Origin of the sequence: Nocardiopsis sp. NPDC006139 (genome assembly GCF_040614155.1) — a bacterium.
GTDB lineage: Bacteria > Actinomycetota > Actinomycetes > Streptosporangiales > Streptosporangiaceae > Nocardiopsis > Nocardiopsis changdeensis.
This window is the reverse complement of the sequence record NZ_JBEXTT010000010.1, coordinates 128449-144961: the sequence shown is the minus strand read 5'-3', so window position 1 is coordinate 144961 and position 16513 is coordinate 128449. Positions and strand designations below refer to the sequence as shown.

At 66.7% G+C, this 16513-nt stretch carries 26 protein-coding genes; all 26 read left to right on the top strand.

Features of this window, described 5'->3' with window-relative positions; translation table 11 throughout:
- Positions 1-6: 6 nt before the first annotated feature.
- Positions 7-2121, top strand: a complete 2115-nt coding sequence (gene fusA, locus ABZ249_RS15690) for an elongation factor G (protein ID WP_220563402.1) — start codon at positions 7-9, stop codon at positions 2119-2121.
- Between the two features lie 82 nt (positions 2122-2203).
- A complete protein-coding gene (gene tuf, locus ABZ249_RS15685; RefSeq protein WP_355262733.1) occupies positions 2204-3397 on the top strand; it encodes an elongation factor Tu in 1194 nt (397 codons plus the stop codon).
- Positions 3398-3641: 244 nt separating this feature from the next.
- Positions 3642-3950, top strand: a complete 309-nt coding sequence (gene rpsJ / locus ABZ249_RS15680; RefSeq protein WP_014908366.1) for a 30S ribosomal protein S10 — start codon at positions 3642-3644, stop codon at positions 3948-3950.
- A 12-nt stretch (positions 3951-3962) separates the two neighbouring features.
- A complete protein-coding gene (gene rplC, locus ABZ249_RS15675; RefSeq protein WP_220563400.1) occupies positions 3963-4613 on the top strand; it encodes a 50S ribosomal protein L3 in 651 nt (216 codons plus the stop codon).
- 3 nt (positions 4614-4616) lie between these two features.
- Positions 4617-5291 carry a 50S ribosomal protein L4 gene (gene rplD / locus ABZ249_RS15670; protein ID WP_355262730.1) on the top strand — a complete coding sequence of 225 codons (675 nt, stop codon included), beginning with the start codon at positions 4617-4619 and terminating at the stop codon, positions 5289-5291.
- Positions 5288-5578, top strand: a complete 291-nt coding sequence (gene rplW / locus ABZ249_RS15665) for a 50S ribosomal protein L23 (protein WP_355262727.1) — start codon at positions 5288-5290, stop codon at positions 5576-5578. Before rplD ends, rplW begins: the two co-directional genes overlap by 4 nt.
- A 55-nt stretch (positions 5579-5633) precedes the next feature.
- The gene (gene rplB / locus ABZ249_RS15660) at positions 5634-6473 is read left to right on the top strand and encodes a 50S ribosomal protein L2 (RefSeq protein WP_073382314.1); all 840 of its coding nucleotides are present in this window, start codon (positions 5634-5636) and stop codon (positions 6471-6473) included.
- Positions 6474-6485: 12 nt separating this feature from the next.
- The gene (gene rpsS / locus ABZ249_RS15655; protein WP_220563397.1) at positions 6486-6764 is read left to right on the top strand and encodes a 30S ribosomal protein S19; all 279 of its coding nucleotides are present in this window, start codon (positions 6486-6488) and stop codon (positions 6762-6764) included.
- Positions 6765-6839: 75 nt separating this feature from the next.
- Positions 6840-7208: a 50S ribosomal protein L22 gene (gene rplV / locus ABZ249_RS15650; protein ID WP_073382319.1), complete on the top strand. Its 369-nt coding sequence runs from the start codon at positions 6840-6842 to the stop codon at positions 7206-7208.
- Positions 7208-8014: a 30S ribosomal protein S3 gene (rpsC, locus tag ABZ249_RS15645; protein WP_220563396.1), complete on the top strand. Its 807-nt coding sequence runs from the start codon at positions 7208-7210 to the stop codon at positions 8012-8014. Before rplV ends, rpsC begins: the two co-directional genes overlap by 1 nt.
- 3 nt (positions 8015-8017) lie before the next feature.
- A complete protein-coding gene (gene rplP, locus ABZ249_RS15640; RefSeq protein ID WP_220563395.1) occupies positions 8018-8431 on the top strand; it encodes a 50S ribosomal protein L16 in 414 nt (137 codons plus the stop codon).
- A complete protein-coding gene (gene rpmC / locus ABZ249_RS15635; protein ID WP_073382437.1) occupies positions 8431-8685 on the top strand; it encodes a 50S ribosomal protein L29 in 255 nt (84 codons plus the stop codon). Before rplP ends, rpmC begins: the two co-directional genes overlap by 1 nt.
- Complete coding sequence (rpsQ, locus tag ABZ249_RS15630; RefSeq protein WP_220563394.1) at positions 8682-8954, top strand: 30S ribosomal protein S17; 273 nt, start codon at positions 8682-8684, stop codon at positions 8952-8954. Before rpmC ends, rpsQ begins: the two co-directional genes overlap by 4 nt.
- 105 nt (positions 8955-9059) lie before the next feature.
- The gene (gene rplN / locus ABZ249_RS15625) at positions 9060-9428 is read left to right on the top strand and encodes a 50S ribosomal protein L14 (protein WP_013156121.1); all 369 of its coding nucleotides are present in this window, start codon (positions 9060-9062) and stop codon (positions 9426-9428) included.
- A gap of 3 nt (positions 9429-9431) precedes the next feature.
- Positions 9432-9737 carry a 50S ribosomal protein L24 gene (gene rplX, locus ABZ249_RS15620; RefSeq protein WP_220563393.1) on the top strand — a complete coding sequence of 102 codons (306 nt, stop codon included), beginning with the start codon at positions 9432-9434 and terminating at the stop codon, positions 9735-9737.
- Positions 9737-10312, top strand: a complete 576-nt coding sequence (rplE, locus tag ABZ249_RS15615) for a 50S ribosomal protein L5 (protein WP_220563392.1) — start codon at positions 9737-9739, stop codon at positions 10310-10312. The genes rplX and rplE overlap by 1 nt, the downstream gene beginning before the upstream one ends.
- A 13-nt stretch (positions 10313-10325) precedes the next feature.
- Positions 10326-10511, top strand: a complete 186-nt coding sequence (locus ABZ249_RS15610; protein WP_073382333.1) for a type Z 30S ribosomal protein S14 — start codon at positions 10326-10328, stop codon at positions 10509-10511.
- 273 nt (positions 10512-10784) lie between these two features.
- Positions 10785-11183 (top strand): 30S ribosomal protein S8, encoded by a 399-nt coding sequence (gene rpsH / locus ABZ249_RS15605; RefSeq protein WP_220563390.1) that lies wholly within the window; start codon positions 10785-10787, stop codon positions 11181-11183.
- Positions 11184-11201: 18 nt separating this feature from the next.
- Complete coding sequence (gene rplF / locus ABZ249_RS15600) at positions 11202-11741, top strand: 50S ribosomal protein L6 (RefSeq protein ID WP_220563389.1); 540 nt, start codon at positions 11202-11204, stop codon at positions 11739-11741.
- A 2-nt stretch (positions 11742-11743) separates the two neighbouring features.
- Positions 11744-12124, top strand: a complete 381-nt coding sequence (gene rplR / locus ABZ249_RS15595) for a 50S ribosomal protein L18 (RefSeq protein ID WP_220563388.1) — start codon at positions 11744-11746, stop codon at positions 12122-12124.
- A 51-nt stretch (positions 12125-12175) separates the two neighbouring features.
- Entirely contained in the window at positions 12176-12778 is a 603-nt protein-coding gene (gene rpsE / locus ABZ249_RS15590; RefSeq protein WP_073382340.1) for a 30S ribosomal protein S5, read from the top strand.
- A gap of 2 nt (positions 12779-12780) precedes the next feature.
- Entirely contained in the window at positions 12781-12966 is a 186-nt protein-coding gene (gene rpmD, locus ABZ249_RS15585; protein ID WP_220563387.1) for a 50S ribosomal protein L30, read from the top strand.
- Positions 12963-13427, top strand: coding sequence for a 50S ribosomal protein L15 (rplO, locus tag ABZ249_RS15580; RefSeq protein ID WP_220563386.1), 465 nt, complete (start codon positions 12963-12965; stop codon positions 13425-13427). The genes rpmD and rplO overlap by 4 nt, the downstream gene beginning before the upstream one ends.
- 283 nt (positions 13428-13710) lie before the next feature.
- Positions 13711-15027, top strand: a complete 1317-nt coding sequence (secY, locus tag ABZ249_RS15575) for a preprotein translocase subunit SecY (RefSeq protein WP_220563385.1) — start codon at positions 13711-13713, stop codon at positions 15025-15027.
- Positions 15028-15690 (top strand): adenylate kinase, encoded by a 663-nt coding sequence (locus ABZ249_RS15570; RefSeq protein ID WP_355262712.1) that lies wholly within the window; start codon positions 15028-15030, stop codon positions 15688-15690.
- Positions 15690-16511, top strand: coding sequence for a type I methionyl aminopeptidase (gene map, locus ABZ249_RS15565; protein WP_355262709.1), 822 nt, complete (start codon positions 15690-15692; stop codon positions 16509-16511). Before ABZ249_RS15570 ends, map begins: the two co-directional genes overlap by 1 nt.
- The last annotated feature ends 2 nt before the right edge of the window (positions 16512-16513 follow it).

Below are 16513 nucleotides of genomic sequence, written 5' to 3'. Positions count from 1 at the left end.
AGCCTCATGGCTGTTAAGACTGCGCTTGACCTGGGCAGGGTCCGCAACATCGGGATCATGGCCCACATCGACGCGGGCAAGACCACCACCACTGAGCGGATCCTCTACTACACCGGTGTGACCCACAAGGTGGGTGAGGTCCATGACGGCGCCGCCACCATGGACTGGATGAAGGAGGAGCAGGAGCGGGGTATCACCATTACCTCGGCTGCTACCACCACCCACTGGGACGACCACACCATCAACATCATCGACACGCCCGGCCACGTCGACTTCACGGTCGAGGTCGAGCGTTCGCTGCGTGTTCTCGACGGTGCTGTCGCGGTCTTCGACGCCAAGGAAGGCGTCGAGCCCCAGTCGGAGCAGGTCTGGCGTCAGGCTGACCGCTACGGCGTGCCGCGTATCTGTTTCGTCAACAAGATGGACAAGATCGGTGCGGAGTTCCAGCGCTGCGTGGACATGTTCCGCGAGCGCCTGGGCGCCAACGCGATGCCGATCCAGCTGCCCATCGGCGCCGAGGGCGACTTCAAGGGTGTCATCGACCTCGTGAAGATGAAGGCCTACGTCTGGAACGACGAGGCCGCCCTGGGCGAGATGTACGACACGATCGAGATCCCGGACACCCACGCCGACGCCGCGCGTGAGGCTCGCGACCAGTTCCTCGAGACGCTGGCCGAGGCCGACGACGAGATCATGGAGCTGTACCTGGAGGGGCAGGAGCCCACCCTGGAGCAGCTGGTCCCGGCGATCCGCCGCGCCACCATCGCCGGCACGGCGATCCCGGTCGTCTGCGGCACCGCGTTCAAGAACAAGGGCGTCCAGCCCCTGCTCGACGCGGTCGTGGCCTACCTTCCCTCGCCCCTGGACATCGAGGCCATCGAGGGCCACGACCCCAAGGACGAGAGCGAGGAGACCAAGCTCTCGCGCAAGCCCAGCAACGACGAGCCGCTGGCCGCCCTGGTCTTCAAGATCATGAGCGACCCGCACCTCGGCAAGCTGACCTACCTGCGCGTCTACTCGGGCGTTCTCCAGACCGGTACCCAGGTGCTCAACAGCGTCAAGGGCCGCAAGGAGCGCATCGGCAAGATCTACCGCATGCACTCGAACAAGCGTGAGGAGATCTCCGAGGTCGGCGCCGGCGACATCGTCGCCGTCATGGGTCTGAAGGACACCACCACGGGTGAGACGCTCTGCGACCCGCAGAACGCCATCGTCCTGGAGTCCATGACCTTCCCGGCCCCGGTCATCGAGGTGGCCATCGAGCCGAAGACGAAGAGCGACCAGGAGAAGCTGGGCATCGCGATCCAGCGCCTCGCGGAGGAGGACCCCTCCTTCCAGGTCGCCACCGACGACCAGACCGGCCAGACCGTCATCTCCGGTATGGGCGAGCTGCACCTCGAGGTCCTCGTCAACCGCATGCGCGACGAGTTCAAGGTCGAGGCGAACATCGGTAAGCCCCAGGTGGCCTACCGCGAGACCATTCGCAAGAAGGTCGAAGGCCACGTCTACACCCACAAGAAGCAGACGGGTGGTTCGGGCCAGTTCGCCAAGGTCAAGATCGACATCGAGCCCCTCGAGTCGGAGAGCGGCGACACCAGCGGCTACGAGTTCGTCAACGCCGTCACGGGTGGCCGCATCCCGCGCGAGTACATCCCGTCGGTCGACGCCGGCTGCCAGGAGGCCGCGGAGCTGGGCGTCCTCGCCCACTACCCGCTGGTCGGCGTGAAGGTGACGCTGACCGACGGTCAGTACCACGAGGTCGACTCCTCCGAGATGGCCTTCAAGACCGCCGGTTCGATGGCCTTCAAGGAGGCCGTCAAGCTGGCCAAGCCGACTCTCCTGGAGCCGGTCATGGCGGTCGAGGTCACCACCCCTGAGGAGTACATGGGTGACGTGATCGGCGACCTGAACTCCCGCCGTGGGCAGATCCAGTCCATGGACGAGCGTTCCGGCGTCCGTCTCGTCAAGGCCCTCGTGCCCCTTTCCGAGATGTTCGGCTACGTGGGTGACCTGCGCAGCCGTACGCAGGGTCGAGCCAACTACTCGATGGTGTTCGACTCCTACGCGGAGGTTCCGTCCGCTGTCGCCCAAGAAATTGTGGCGAAGGTTCGCGGCGAGTAGTCGCGAACACGTAACCAATCCGGTCCCGCCCCTCGGGGCGGGCCCGGATACCAGATAGCTCTGTACGTCTAGGAGACATCCAGTGGCGAAGGAAAAGTTCGAGCGGACTAAGCCGCACGTCAACATCGGCACCATCGGTCACATCGACCACGGCAAGACCACGCTGACCGCGGCCATCACCAAGGTGCTGCACGACGCGTACCCGGAGATCAACCCCTTCACCCCGTTCGAGGACATCGACAACGCTCCCGAGGAGCGCGAGCGCGGTATCACCATCTCCGTCGCCCACGTCGAGTACCAGACCGAGGCGCGTCACTACGCCCACGTCGACTGCCCGGGTCACGCGGACTACGTGAAGAACATGATCACCGGTGCCGCCCAGATGGACGGCGCGATCCTGGTCGTGGCCGCCACCGACGGCCCGATGCCGCAGACCAAGGAGCACGTGCTCCTGGCCCGCCAGGTCGGCGTGCCCTACATCGTGGTGGCCCTGAACAAGGCCGACATGGTGGACGACGAGGAGATCTTCGAGCTCGTCGAGCTCGAGGTCCGCGAGCTGCTCAGCGAGTACGAGTTCCCGGGCGACGACATCCCCGTCACCAAGGTCTCCGCGCTGAAGGCCCTCGAGGGCGACGCCGAGTGGGGCAAGTCCGTCCTGGAGCTCATGGGCACCGTGGACCAGTACATCCCCGAGCCCGAGCGTGACACCGACAAGCCGTTCCTGATGCCGATCGAGGACGTCTTCTCGATCACCGGTCGCGGCACCGTCGTCACCGGCCGCATCGAGCGCGGCATCGTGAACGTCAACGAGACCGTCGACATCGTCGGTATCAAGGACGAGAAGCAGACCACCACGGTCACCGGTGTCGAGATGTTCCGCAAGCTGCTCGACCAGGGCCAGGCCGGCGACAACGTCGGTCTGCTCCTGCGCGGCATCAAGCGCGAGGACGTCGAGCGCGGCCAGGTCGTCATCAAGCCGGGCACGACCACCCCGCACACCGAGTTCGAGGCCCAGGTCGTCATCCTGTCCAAGGACGAGGGTGGCCGCCACACGCCGTTCTTCAACAACTACCGCCCGCAGTTCTACTTCCGCACCACCGACGTCACCGGCGTCGTGACGCTGCCGGAGGGCACCGAGATGGTCATGCCCGGTGACAACACCGAGATGACCGTCCAGCTGATCCAGCCGGTCGCGATGGAAGAGGGCCTGAAGTTCGCCATCCGCGAGGGTGGCCGGACCGTGGGCGCCGGTCGCGTCACGAAGATCATCAAGTAGCACACGCCGGGGTGGCTCCCCACGGAGCCGCCCCGACGTGCCGGGCGGGCCGCCCTCACGGCGGCCCGCCCGGCACAACGAAAAGACGTCATCGGGCTCTGTGACGGTGACGCACCGCAGGGGCAAGCCCTGTTGCGGTTTCTCAAGGGAATAGGGGCTCACGGCTGTAGGCGGATTCCGCCTGGCCTGGGCGTCTGTGACCGGACACCGTTACGGACACTGAAGCGAAGGACGAACAGGCCACATGGCGGGACAGAAGATCCGCATTCGGCTAAAGGCCTATGACCACGAGGTCATCGACAGCTCGGCGAAGAAGATCGTCGAGACTGTGACGCGAACTGGCGCACAGGTCGCGGGCCCGGTGCCGCTGCCGACGGAGAAGAACGTTTACTGCGTCATCCGATCGCCGCACAAGTACAAGGACTCGCGCGAGCACTTCGAGATGCGCACCCACAAGCGGCTGATCGACATCATCGACCCCACGCCGAAGACGGTCGACTCGCTCATGCGTCTCGACCTCCCGGCCGGCGTTGACATCGAGATCAAGCTTTAAGGACGCACAGACATGGCCACCAAGCAGATCAAGGGAGTTCTGGGCGAAAAGCTCGGCATGACCCAGGTCTTCGACGACGCGGGCAAGATGGTGCCCGTGACGGTTCTGAAGGCCGGTCCGTGCGTCGTGAGCCGGATCCGGACCCCGGACACCGACGGCTACTCCGCCATTCAGATCGGTTTCGGGCAGATCAACCCGCGCAAGGTCAACAAGCCGCTCGGCGACTACCTGCGCAAGAACGACCTGACCCCGCGCCGCCACTACGTCGAGGTCCGCACGGACGACGCCTCCGAGTACACGCTCGGCCAGGAGGTCACCGCGGACGTCTTCGAGAGCGGCCAGAAGGTCGACGTCTCGGGCAAGAGCAAGGGCAAGGGCTTCGCCGGTGTGATGAAGCGCCACGGCTTCCGTGGTCTCTCCGCCTCGCACGGCACGCAGCGCAAGCACCGCTCGCCCGGTTCCATCGGCGGCTGCGCCACGCCCGGCCGCGTTTTCAAGGGCATGCGGATGGCCGGGCGCATGGGCAACGTGCGCAAGACCGTCCAGAACCTGACCGTTCACTCCGTGGACGCGGAGAAGGGCCTCATCCTGGTCAAGGGTGCTGTTCCCGGTCCCAACGGCGGTCTGGTGCTCGTCCGCACCGCTGTGAAGGGGGACAAGTAAGCCATGGCCCAGATCGAGGTCAAGAACCCCGAGGGCGGCGCCAAGGGCAGCGTCGAGCTGCCGGAGAGCGTCTTCGCCCAGCAGGTCAGCATCCCGCTGATCCACCAGGTCGTGAACGCCCAGCTGGCCGCCGGCCGCCAGGGCACCCACGCGACCAAGACCCGCGGCGACGTCCGCGGCGGTGGTAAGAAGCCGTACCGCCAGAAGGGCACGGGTCGCGCCCGCCAGGGCTCCATCCGCGCTCCGCAGTACACCGGCGGTGGCACGGTCCACGGGCCCCAGCCCCGCGACTACAGCCAGCGCACCCCGAAGAAGATGAAGGCCGCCGCCCTGCGCGGTGCCCTCTCCGACCGGGCGCGCCACGGCCGCATCCACGTCATCAGCCACTTCGTGGCCGAGGACGCCGACGCGAAGCTCACGCAGACCGCCCTCAAGGCGCTGCGCCAGGTGACCGAGTCCGACAAGGTCCTGGTCGTCCTGGCCCGCGAGGACGAGCACAACCGCCGTGCTCTGCGCAACCTCGAAGAGGTGCACATCCTCGACGCCGACCAGGTGAACACCTACGACGTCCTCTACGCGGACGACATCGTGTTCACCGAGGCGGGCTACGCCGAGTTCCTGGCTCACGCCTCCGGCGCCGCCAAGGCCGCTGCTCAGTCCGAGGAGGACGACCAGTGAGGATCCCCGACCCGCGGGACATCATCATCGAGCCGGTGATCTCGGAGAAGAGCTACGGGCTCATGGACGAGAACAAGTACACGTTCATCGTTCACCCGGACGCCAACAAGACCCAGATCAAGATCGCCATCAAGCAGATCTTCGACGTCGAGGTCACCGCGGTGAACACGATCAACCGCAAGGGCAAGCGCAAGCGGACCCGCTTCGGGTACGGCAAGCGCCCGGACACCAAGCGCGCGATCGTCAGTGTCGCGGACGGCCAGCAGATCGACATCTTCGGTCGCTAGCAGTCCCCGCCTGACCGCTCCACACCAGTAACACGTAAAGGAATGCACGAAGAAGATGGGCATTCGTAAGTACAAGCCGACGACGCCGGGTCGTCGCGGTTCCAGCGTGAGCGACTTCGTCGAGATCACGCGCTCGGAGCCGGAGAAGTCCCTGGTCCGTCCGCTCCACTCCAAGGGCGGTCGCAACGGCCACGGCCGGATCACCGCCCGTCACCAGGGTGGCGGCCACAAGCGCGCCTACCGCGTGATCGACTTCCGTCGTCACGACAAGGACGGCGTGCCGGCCAAGGTCGCTCACATCGAGTACGACCCGAACCGCACCGCGCGCATCGCCCTCCTCCACTACGTGGACGGTGAGAAGCGCTACATTCTCGCGCCCGCCGGCCTCAAGCAGGGCGACCGCGTCGAGAACGGCCCGCAGTCCGACATCAAGCCGGGCAACTGCCTCCCGCTGCGCAACATCCCCACGGGTACGTTCGTGCACGCGGTCGAGCTGAAGCCGGGTGGCGGGGCCAAGCTGGGCCGCTCCGCGGGTACTCAGATCCAGCTCCTGGCCAAGGAGGGGCGCTACGCCACGCTGCGTATGCCCTCCGGCGAGATGCGCATGGTCGAGATCTCCTGCCGCGCGACCGTCGGCCAGGTGGGCAACGCCGAGCAGTCCAACATCAACTGGGGCAAGGCCGGCCGCTCGCGGTGGAAGGGCAAGCGCCCGACCGTCCGCGGTGTGGTCATGAACCCCGTCGACCACCCGCACGGTGGTGGTGAGGGCAAGACCTCCGGTGGTCGCCACCCGGTCAGCCCGTGGGGCAAGAAGGAAGGCCGGACCCGGGCCAAGAACAAGGCCAGCGACAAGCTGATCGTTCGGCGTCGGCGCAGCGGCAAGAAGAAGCGGTAAGGAGCACGTCTGATGCCACGTAGCCTGAAGAAGGGCCCGTTCGTCGACGACCACCTTCTCAAGAAGGTGGAGTCGCAGAACGAGGCCAACACCAAGAACGTCATCAAGACGTGGTCCCGTCGGTCCATGATCATCCCCGAGATGATCGGCCACACCATCGCCGTCCACGACGGTCGCAAGCACGTCCCCGTGTTCGTGTCCGAGTCCATGGTCGGCCACAAGCTCGGCGAGTTCGCTCCCACGCGTACTTTCCGCAGCCACGTCAAGGAAGACCGCCGTAGCCGCCGTTAGTCGGTTGCAACAGGCAGTAAGAACCACGTTCTCCACGGTGAGTGGAGATGAATTTCCGTGAGCGAGGGAAAAGCGATGGGAACGAGGGCACAGGCACGGTTCGTCCGTGTTACGCCCCGAAAGGCCCGCCGGGTGGTGGACCTTATTCGCGGGTTGCCCGCTGACGAGGCACAGGCGGTGCTCCGGTTCGCGCCCCAGTCGGCGAGCGAGCCTGTTGGCAAGGTACTGGCCAGTGCCATCGCCAACGCTGAGCACAACGACAAGCTGGACCGCGAGTCGCTGGTCGTCGAGGGCGCCTGGGTGGACGAGGGTCCGACCCTGAAGCGCATTCGACCCCGTGGCTTCGGCCGGGCCTTCCGAGTCACGAAGCGTACGAGCCACATCACCGTGGTCGTCGCCGAGCGCTCGGGCGCCTCGTCCAAGACCAAGGAAAGGACCCGATAGTGGGGCAGAAGGTTAACCCGCACGGGTTCCGCCTCGGCGTCACCACCGACTTCAAGAGCCGCTGGTACGCCGACAAGTCCTACAAGGACTACGTCAAGGAAGACGTCGCGATCCGCCGCATGCTGACCCGCGGCATGGAGCGCGCCGGCATCTCCAAGGTCGAGATCGAGCGCACCCGCGACCGCGTCCGCGTCGACGTCTACACCGCCCGGCCGGGCATCGTCATCGGCCGCCGCGGCGTGGAGGCCGACCGCATCCGGACCGACCTCGAGAAGCTGACCTCCAAGCAGGTCCAGCTGAACGTCTTCGAGGTCAAGAACCCGGAGATCGACGCGCAGCTGGTCGCCCAGGGCGTCGCCGAGCAGCTGAGCAGCCGCGTGGCCTTCCGCCGCGCGATGCGCAAGGCCATGCAGAGCGCGATCAAGTCCGGTGCCAAGGGCATCCGGATCCAGTGCGGTGGCCGTCTGGGCGGGGCCGAGATGTCCCGCTCGGAGTTCTACCGCGAGGGCCGCGTGCCGCTGCACACCCTGCGCGCCGACATCGACTACGGCTTCTTCGAGGCCCGTACGACCTTCGGCCGCATCGGTGTGAAGGTCTGGATCTACAAGGGTGACGCTCCGGCCACCCGCGCCGAGCGCGAGGCGGCCCAGGCCGCGCAGCGCTCCGCCGGCGGTGGCGGTGGCGGCGGCGGTCAGCGCCGCGAGCGCCCGCAGCGCCGCCGTCGCGGCGGTGCCGCCGGTGGCGGTCAGCCGCAGAACGCCGAGGCCAAGGCCCCGGCCGAGTCCGCTCAGTCCGAGGGGAGCTGACCAGTGCTTATTCCTCGTAAGGTCAAGTACCGCAAGCAGCACCACCCGGACCTGCGCGGCAAGGCCAAGGGCGGCACGACCGTCAACTTCGGTGAGTTCGGCATCCAGGCTCTGGAGTCGGCTTACGTGACCAACCGGCAGATCGAGTCCGCTCGTATCGCCATGACGCGTCACATCAAGCGTGGCGGCAAGGTCTGGATCAACATCTTCCCGGACCGCCCGCTGACGAAGAAGCCCGCCGAGGTCCGCATGGGTTCCGGTAAGGGTTCCCCGGAGTGGTGGGTCGCGCCGGTCAAGCCCGGTCGTGTGATGTTCGAGCTGTCGGGCGTGCCCGAGGACATCGCCAAGGAGGCGATGCGCCGTGCCATGCACAAGCTCCCGATGAAGTGCAAGTTCGTTAAGCGGGAGGGGGAGTGATGGCCAAGTCCGTGACTGCCCAGGAGCTCCGCGACCAGTCCGTCGAGGACCTGGCCGAGAAGCTGAAGGAAGCCAAGGCCGAGCTCTTCAACCTCCGCTTCCAGGCCGCGACCGGTCAGCTCGACAACCACAGCCGACTGCGCACCGTCAAGCGCGAGATCGCGCGGATCTACACGATCCTGCGCGAGCACGAGCTGGGTATCGCCCCGCTGTCTGGTGAGTCGGCGCAGGAGTCGAAGGAAGCAGCCGAATGAGTGAGAACCAGACCGAGGCTCGCAGCTACCGCAAGGTGCGCGAGGGCTACGTCGTCAGCGACAAGATGGACAAGACCGTCGTCGTCGAGGTCGAGGACCGTGTGAAGCACGCCCTTTACGGCAAGGTCATCCGCCGTACGACCAAGTACAAGGCGCACGACGAGGCGAACTCCTGCGGCGTCGGCGACCGCGTCCGGGTCATGGAGACGCGGCCGCTCTCTGCGACGAAGCGTTGGCGCGTCGTGGAGATCCTGGAGAAGGCTAAGTAACCCCAGCCTGTCGGCGGCCGACACCCGTTGTCGGCCGCCGGCGCGAGGGGTGCAGACCACCTAGCCGTGCGGCAGTGGACCGCACGCATCACATCAGGAGCAGACGTGATTCAGCAGGAGTCGCGACTCAAGGTCGCCGACAACACGGGTGCGAAGGAGATTCTCACCATCCGTGTTCTCGGTGGCTCGGGTCGGCGCTACGCCGGGATCGGCGACACGATCGTCGCCACGGTGAAGGACGCCCTGCCTGGCGCTGGAGTCAAGAAGGGCGACGTCGTCAAGGCCGTTGTCGTGCGCACCGTCAAGGAGCGCCGCCGGCCCGACGGCTCCTACATCCGCTTCGATGAGAACGCTGCCGTGCTCATCAAGGACGGTGGGGACCCGCGAGGCACCCGTATCTTCGGCCCGGTGGGCCGCGAGCTGCGGGACAAGAAGTACATGCGCATCATTTCGCTTGCGCCGGAGGTGCTGTAGGCGATGAAGATCAAATCTGGCGACGAGGTCATCGTCATCGCCGGCAAGGACAAGGGTGCCACGGGCAAGGTCGTCAAGGCCCTGCCCAAGGAGGACCGTGTCGTCGTCGAGGGCGTCAACCTGGTCAAGAAGCACAGGAAGGCCAACCCGGCGGGCGGCCAGCAGGGCGAGGTCGTCACCAAGGAGGCCCCGATCCACGTGAGCAACGTCGCGCTCGTGGAAGACGGCAAGGCCGCCCGGGTGGGCTACCGCTTCGAGGAAGACGGAACCAAGGTTCGGGTCTCCCGCCGCACCGGTAAGGACATCTGATGACGGTTACCAACGACATCACGGCCCCGCCGATGCCGCGGCTCAAGGAGAAGTACCGGAACGAGATCGTTCCGGCCCTCAAGGACGAGCACGGCATCACCAACATCATGCAGGTCCCCGGTCTGACGAAGATCGTGGTCAACATGGGTGTCGGCGAGGCGGCGCGTGACGCCAAGCTCATCCAGGGCGCGATCGCCGACCTGTCGGCGATCACCGGGCAGAAGCCGCGGATCAACCGGGCGAAGAACTCCATCGCGCAGTTCAAGCTGCGCGAGGGCCAGCCGATCGGCGCCAGCGTCACGCTGCGCGGCGACCGGATGTGGGAGTTCCTCGACCGGCTGCTCTCCCTGGCGCTGCCCCGGATCCGGGACTTCCGCGGCCTTTCCCCCAAGCAGTTCGACGGGAACGGCAACTACACCTTCGGTCTGACCGAGCAGGTCATGTTCCACGAGGTGGACCCGGACAAGGTCGACCGCGTGCGTGGGATGGACATCACCGTCGTCACCAGCGCGATCAACGACGACCAGGGCCGCAGCCTGCTCAAGCGGCTCGGTTTCCCGTTCAAGGAAGCCTGAGGGGTAAGCACAGATGGCTAAGAAGGCTCTGATCGCCAAGTCGCAGCGGAAGCCGAAGTTCGGCGTTCGCGCGTATACTCGATGCTCGCGGTGCGGTCGCCCGCGCGCCGTCTTCCGGAAGTTCGGCCTGTGCCGTATCTGCTTCCGCGAGATGGCCCACCGGGGCGAGCTGCCCGGTATCACCAAGTCGAGCTGGTAGTCCCCGGCGGGGCCGACCCGCGCCCGTCCCCCTCGGATGGTGTGCGCGGAGCTCGGCCCCACCGAGGCGCCGCACGGCGTCTCACAAAGTGTCCGCCCCCTCACGGGCGGAACGGCATGATCTCAACCAATCAGGGCACGGCAGTCCCGGGAGGGACGGCGGTGCCCACGACCACGCCGAAGGTCCGGTCGTGCGTCCCCGCGGGTTCACGCGGGGAACGGGTTCTGGAAAGACCCGCACACGGAAACCGCGGTGAGGAAGGGCCAGTCGGCCATGACAATGACCGACCCGATCGCAGACATGTTGACGCGTCTGCGTAACGCGAATTCGGCTTACCACGACACCGTGGCCATGCCGTATTCCAAGATCAAGGCGCACATCGCCGAGATCCTCCAGCAGGAGGGCTTCATTCAGGGCTGGCGGAGCGAGGACGCCCAGGTGGGCAAGAACCTCGTCCTGGACCTGAAGTACGGCCCCACCCGGGAGCGTTCGATCGCGGGCATCCGACGGGTCTCCAAGCCCGGTCTGCGGGTGTACGCCAAGAAGGAGAACCTGCCCCGGGTCCTCGGGGGCCTCGGCGTGGCGATCATTTCGACGTCCGGCGGCCTGATGACCGACAAGCAGGCCAAGAAGAACGGCGTTGGCGGCGAAGTCCTCGCCTACGTCTGGTAACCAGGGAGAGATTGAAGCATGTCGCGTATCGGTCGACTGCCGATCTCGGCCCCCAAGGGCGTCGAAGTCACGATTAACGGGCAAGACGTCACTGTCAAGGGGCCGAAGGGCGAACTCAAGCACACCGTCGCCGAGCCGATCACCGTCGCGAAGGACGCCGAAGGCGTCGTCACGGTGTCCCGCCCGGACGACAAGCCGGAGAACCGCTCGCTGCACGGGCTGACCCGTGCGCTGCTGGCGAACCTGGTCGAGGGTGTCTCCAAGGGGTACGCCAAGACCCTGGAGATCCACGGCGTCGGTTACCGCGTCCAGGCCCGCGGCTCCAACCTGGAGTTCTCGCTGGGCTACAGCCACCCGGTCGTGGTGGAGCCCCCGGAGGGCATCACCTTCCGCGTCGAGAAGCCCACGCTCCTCCACGTGGAGGGCATCGACAAGCAGCTCGTGGGTCAGGTCGCGGCGAACATCCGCAGTCTGCGCAAGCCCGACCCGTACAAGGCCAAGGGCGTGCGGTACCAGGGTGAGCACATCCGCCGCAAGGCCGGAAAGGCTGGTAAGTAGGCATGGGTATCACCGTGGCCCGCAAGCGGACCGCCAAGCGCGCGACCTCGCGTGCGCGCCGCCAGTTCCGCGTCCGCAAGAAGATCTTCGGCACCGCCGAGCGTCCGCGCCTGGCCGTGTTCCGCTCCTCCAAGCACATCGTCGCCCAGGTCATCGACGACACCAAGGGTCACACCCTGGTCGCGGCCTCCAGCGTCGAGACGGACCTGCGCTCCTTCGAGGGCACCAAGTCGGACAAGTCCGCGCAGGTCGGCCGCCTCATCGCGGAGCGTGCGAAGGCCGCCGGCGTCACCACCGTGGTCTTCGACCGCGGCGGGTTCCAGTACGCCGGCCGGATCGCCAAGCTCGCCGACGCGGCGCGCGAGGGCGGGCTGGAGTTCTAGGCGTATGACCTCTGTAAAGGCTGAGAACAACCACGAGAAGAGGAACCACTGATGGCTGCAGCACCGCGGCGCGGCGCCGGTGGCGAGCGGCGTGATCGCCGTGACGATCGCCGCGGCGGCGCCGCAGACAAGGGTGTCTCCTACATCGAGAAGGTCGTGACCATCAACCGGGTCGCGAAGGTCGTCAAGGGCGGCCGTCGCTTCTCCTTCACCGCCCTGGTCGTCGTCGGCGACGGCAACGGCATGGTCGGTGTGGGTTACGGCAAGGCCAAGGAGGTCCCGGCCGCGATCGCCAAGGGTGTCGAGGAGGCGAAGAAGAACTTCTTCCGCGTCCCCCGCATCCAGGGCACGATCACGCACCGGGTCCAGGGTGAGGCCGCCGCCGGCGTCGTCCTGCTCCGTCCGGCCGCCCCGGGTACCGGTGTCATCGCCGGCGGCCCCGTGCGCGCCGTCCTGGAGTGCGCCGGCATCCACGACATCCTGAGCAAGTCGCTCGGGTCGTCCAACCCGCTGAACATCGTGCACGCCACGGTCGCCGCGCTCAAGGGGCTCAACCAGCCCGAGGAGATCGCCGCCCGCCGTGGCCTGCCGATCGAGGACGTCGCCCCGGCCGCCATGCTGCGCGCTCGTGCTGAGGCGAAGGCAGGAGCCTGACCATGGCCAAGCTCAAGATCACGCAGACCCGTTCCAAGATCGGCGGCAAGAAGAAGCAGCACGCTGCTCTGCAGTCGCTGGGCCTGGGCCGGATCGGCAAGTCCACCGTCCGTGAGGACCGTCCCGAGGTGCGCGGCCAGCTCATGATCGTCTCGCACCTGGTCACTGTCGAGGAGGTCGCGGAATGAGCGACTACAACCCCGACGAGCTGCTCAAGCTGCACCACCTGCGGCCCGCCCCGGGCGCCAACAAGGCCAAGATCCGCAAGGGTCGCGGCGAGGCGTCCAAGGGCAAGACCGCCGGTCGCGGCACCAAGGGCACCAAGGCTCGTAACACCGTCCGCCCCGGCTTCGAGGGCGGGCAGATGCCCCTCATCCGCCGGGTGCCCAAGCTCAAGGGCTTCAGCAACGCCAGGTTCAAGAAGACCTACCAGGTCGTCAACCTGGACAAGCTGAGCGAGCTGTTCCCGGAGGGCGGCGAGGTCACCGTGGCCACGCTGGTGGCCAAGGGCGCCGTTCGCAAGAACGAGCTCGTCAAGGTGCTGGGCACCGGTGAGATCACCGTCGCCGTGCAGGTGAGCGCTGACGCGTTCTCCGCCTCGGCGAAGGAGAAGATCACCGCGGCCGGTGGCACCGTCACCGAGCTGTAGGGGTCAACCCCGCATGCGCACACTGGGGCGCCCGCCCGGGCCGGTCGGAGAACGATCGGGCCGGCGGGCGCCCCGCGTGCTTGTGAGTGTTGATCGTTATGACTCGCGAACTCAACAGCACGGTGATGGCTGTTACAGTGCCATCTGTTTGACCTCACCGCTTGACGTAGTGTGAGTACTTCCGAGCACCGGGCCACCGCCCGGGGCTGCCGTTCAACGACGATTCAGGATCGGCCGCGATGTCTGGAATCCGTTCCGCCGCCGAAGCCGCGCAGGAGGAGACGTGCTAGGTGCGTTCGTTCGTGCATTCCGCACGCCCGACCTGCGTAACAAGTTGCTGTTCACACTGTTCATCCTGACGCTGTTCCGTCTGGGTTCGGTGATCCCCGCGCCGGGTATCGACTCGGCCGCGATCCGCGACCAGATGGAGATCATCACGGCGGGCGACCAGTCCGGTGTGTACGCGCTCGTCAACCTGTTCAGTGGTGGCGCCCTCCTGCAACTGGCGGTGTTCGCGCTCGGTGTGATGCCCTACATCACCGCGAGCATCATCATCAACCTGCTGACGGTGGTCATCCCCCGCCTGGAGGCCCTCAAGAAGGAGGGCCAGGCCGGGCAGAGCAAGATCACCCAGTACACCCGCTACCTGACGCTGATGCTCGCGGTCCTGCAGGCCACCAGCATCGTCGCCATGGCCCGGACGGGCGCCCTGTTCCAGGGGGCCATCCCGGTCAGCTCCTACATGCCCAACCAGGACATCCTCACCCTGGTGACCATCGTCTTCGTGATGACCGCCGGTACCTGCATCATCATGTGGTTCGGCGAGCTCATCACCGAGCGCGGCGTGGGCAACGGTATGTCGCTGCTGATCTTCACCCAGGTCGTCGCGATGTTCCCCGCCTCGATCATGAGCCTCTACCAGGAGCGCTCGGTCTGGATCTTCACGGTCATCTGCATCGCGGGCCTGGCCCTGATCGCGGCCGTGGTGTTCATGGAGCAGGCCCAGCGCCGCATCCCGGTCCAGTACGCCAAGCGCATGGTGGGCCGCCGGATGTACGGGGGCAGCTCGACCTACATCCCCCTCAAGGTGAACCAGGCGGGCATCATCCCCGTGATCTTCGCCTCCTCGCTGCTGTACCTCCCGCAGCTCCTGGTCGGCCTCCTGGGCCAGGACTCGGACAACCGCGTGGTGAACTTCATCTCCACGTACTTCCTCACCGGTACACACCCCGTGTACATGGTGACCTTCTTCGTGATGATCGTCGGTTTCGCGTTCTTCTACGTCGCGATTACCTTCAACCCCACTGAGGTCGCCGACAACATGAAGAAGTACGGTGGTTTCATCCCGGGTATCCGACCAGGGCGTCCGACCGCCGAGTATCTCGACTTCGTGCTCACCCGGCTGACGACTCCCGGCTCTCTGTACCTGGGTGTGATCGCTCTGCTGCCGATGGTCGCCCTGGGCGCCACCGGCGCCGCCAGCGCCAACTTCCCGTTCGGCGGTACGAGCATCCTGATCATGGTCGGTGTCGGGCTGGACACGGTGAAGCAGATCGAGAGTCACCTCCAGCAGAGGAACTACGAAGGTTTTCTGCGATAAATGCGTGCTGTATTGGTGGGGCCGCCTGGGGCCGGCAAGGGCACCCAGGCCCAGATCCTCGCGGCCGAGCTGTCGATCCCGAAGGTGTCCACAGGCGACATCTTCCGGGCCAACGTCAGCGGTGGCACGGAACTCGGTAAGAAGGCCAAGGAGTACATGGACCGGGGTGACCTCGTCCCCGACGAGGTCACCAACGCCATGGTCAAGGACCGGCTCGCCCAGGACGACGCGGCCGGGGGCTTCCTGCTCGACGGGTTCCCCCGCAACGTCCCCCAGGCGGAGACGCTCAAGGGCATGCTCCGCGACCTCGACACCCGGCTCGACGTCGTCCTGGAACTGAGGGTCGACGAGGACGAGGTCGTGCGCCGGCTCTCGGGCCGCCGCTCCTGTCCGCAGTGCGGCCGGGTCTACCACGTCGAGTACGACGCCCCCGAGACCGAGGGGCGCTGTGACGACGACGGTGCCGAGCTGTACCAGCGCGAGGACGACCGCGAGGAGACCATCCGCCACCGGCTGAAGGTCTACCGGGAGCAGACCGCCCCGCTCGTGGAGTACTACGAGAAGGAGGGCCTGCTGGCCACCATCGCGGCCACGGGTCCCGTGGCCGAGGTGACCGGCCGGGCCATGGCCGCCATCGAGGGCAAGGCCGGGGCCGGGTCCTGATGTTCGGCAAGGCGAACGGCGTGCAGATCAAGACGCCGGAGCAGATCGCCCTGATGAGGGCGGCGGGCCGGGTCGTGGCCCGCGCCCTGGACACACTCCGGGCCGCGGTGCGGCCCGGAGTGTCCACCCTCGAACTGGACGCGCTGGCGGAGAAGGTCATCCGCGACGCCGGCGCGACCCCCTCGTTCAAGGGCTACCACGGGTTCCCCGGCTCCATCTGCGCGTCCGTCAACGAAGAGGTCGTCCACGGCATCCCCGGCGCCGACCGGGTGCTGGCCGAGGGAGACATCATCTCCATCGACTGCGGGGCCGTCCTGGAGGGCTGGCACGGCGACTCGGCGATCACCGTCGCGGTCGGCGAGGCCCGCCCCGAGGACCTGCGGATGATGGAGGTCTGCGAGGAGTCGATGTGGCGGGGCATCGCCGAGCTGCGGCCCGGCAAGCGCCTGGGCGACATCGGCCACGCGATCGACCACTACATCTCCGCCAACGGCGGCTACGGCAACGTCCGCGAGTACGGCGGCCACGGCATCGGCACCGAGATGCACATGGAGCCGCACGTCCTCAACCACGGGCGCCGGGGCAAGGGCCTCAAGCTCGTCGAGGGCATGTGCCTGGCCATCGAGCCGATGACCACCCTGGGCCGCCACGACGTCCTCCAGCTGGACGACGGCTGGACGGTGGTGACCCGGGACGGCAGACGCGCCGCGCACTTCGAGCACTCGGTCGCGATCACCGCGGACGGCCCGCTCGTGCTCACCGCCCGCGAGTCGGACCGGGATAAGATCTCTCGAATGGGATTCGTCCAGCCCGCCTGGTAGGC

What these genes read in the sequence shown, in the direction of transcription:
- fusA (WP_220563402.1), top strand. Translation starts at nt 7, where the DNA reads ATGGCTGTTAAGACTGCGCTTGACCTGGGCAGGGTCCGCAACATCGGG.
- rplE (WP_220563392.1), top strand. Translation starts at nt 9,737, where the DNA reads ATGACGGTTACCAACGACATCACGGCCCCGCCGATGCCGCGGCTCAAG.
- rplX (WP_220563393.1), top strand. Translation starts at nt 9,432, where the DNA reads ATGAAGATCAAATCTGGCGACGAGGTCATCGTCATCGCCGGCAAGGAC.
- rpsE (WP_073382340.1), top strand. Translation starts at nt 12,176, where the DNA reads ATGGCTGCAGCACCGCGGCGCGGCGCCGGTGGCGAGCGGCGTGATCGC.
- map (WP_355262709.1), top strand. Translation starts at nt 15,690, where the DNA reads ATGTTCGGCAAGGCGAACGGCGTGCAGATCAAGACGCCGGAGCAGATC.
- rpsS (WP_220563397.1), top strand. Translation starts at nt 6,486, where the DNA reads ATGCCACGTAGCCTGAAGAAGGGCCCGTTCGTCGACGACCACCTTCTC.
- rpsJ (WP_014908366.1), top strand. Translation starts at nt 3,642, where the DNA reads ATGGCGGGACAGAAGATCCGCATTCGGCTAAAGGCCTATGACCACGAG.
- rplV (WP_073382319.1), top strand. Translation starts at nt 6,840, where the DNA reads ATGGGAACGAGGGCACAGGCACGGTTCGTCCGTGTTACGCCCCGAAAG.
- rplO (WP_220563386.1), top strand. Translation starts at nt 12,963, where the DNA reads ATGAGCGACTACAACCCCGACGAGCTGCTCAAGCTGCACCACCTGCGG.
- rplD (WP_355262730.1), top strand. Translation starts at nt 4,617, where the DNA reads ATGGCCCAGATCGAGGTCAAGAACCCCGAGGGCGGCGCCAAGGGCAGC.
- rplR (WP_220563388.1), top strand. Translation starts at nt 11,744, where the DNA reads ATGGGTATCACCGTGGCCCGCAAGCGGACCGCCAAGCGCGCGACCTCG.
- rpsH (WP_220563390.1), top strand. Translation starts at nt 10,785, where the DNA reads ATGACAATGACCGACCCGATCGCAGACATGTTGACGCGTCTGCGTAAC.
- rplB (WP_073382314.1), top strand. Translation starts at nt 5,634, where the DNA reads ATGGGCATTCGTAAGTACAAGCCGACGACGCCGGGTCGTCGCGGTTCC.
- rpmC (WP_073382437.1), top strand. Translation starts at nt 8,431, where the DNA reads ATGGCCAAGTCCGTGACTGCCCAGGAGCTCCGCGACCAGTCCGTCGAG.
- ABZ249_RS15570 (WP_355262712.1), top strand. Translation starts at nt 15,028, where the DNA reads ATGCGTGCTGTATTGGTGGGGCCGCCTGGGGCCGGCAAGGGCACCCAG.
- rplC (WP_220563400.1), top strand. Translation starts at nt 3,963, where the DNA reads ATGGCCACCAAGCAGATCAAGGGAGTTCTGGGCGAAAAGCTCGGCATG.
- rpmD (WP_220563387.1), top strand. Translation starts at nt 12,781, where the DNA reads ATGGCCAAGCTCAAGATCACGCAGACCCGTTCCAAGATCGGCGGCAAG.
- ABZ249_RS15610 (WP_073382333.1), top strand. Translation starts at nt 10,326, where the DNA reads ATGGCTAAGAAGGCTCTGATCGCCAAGTCGCAGCGGAAGCCGAAGTTC.
- rplF (WP_220563389.1), top strand. Translation starts at nt 11,202, where the DNA reads ATGTCGCGTATCGGTCGACTGCCGATCTCGGCCCCCAAGGGCGTCGAA.
- rpsQ (WP_220563394.1), top strand. Translation starts at nt 8,682, where the DNA reads ATGAGTGAGAACCAGACCGAGGCTCGCAGCTACCGCAAGGTGCGCGAG.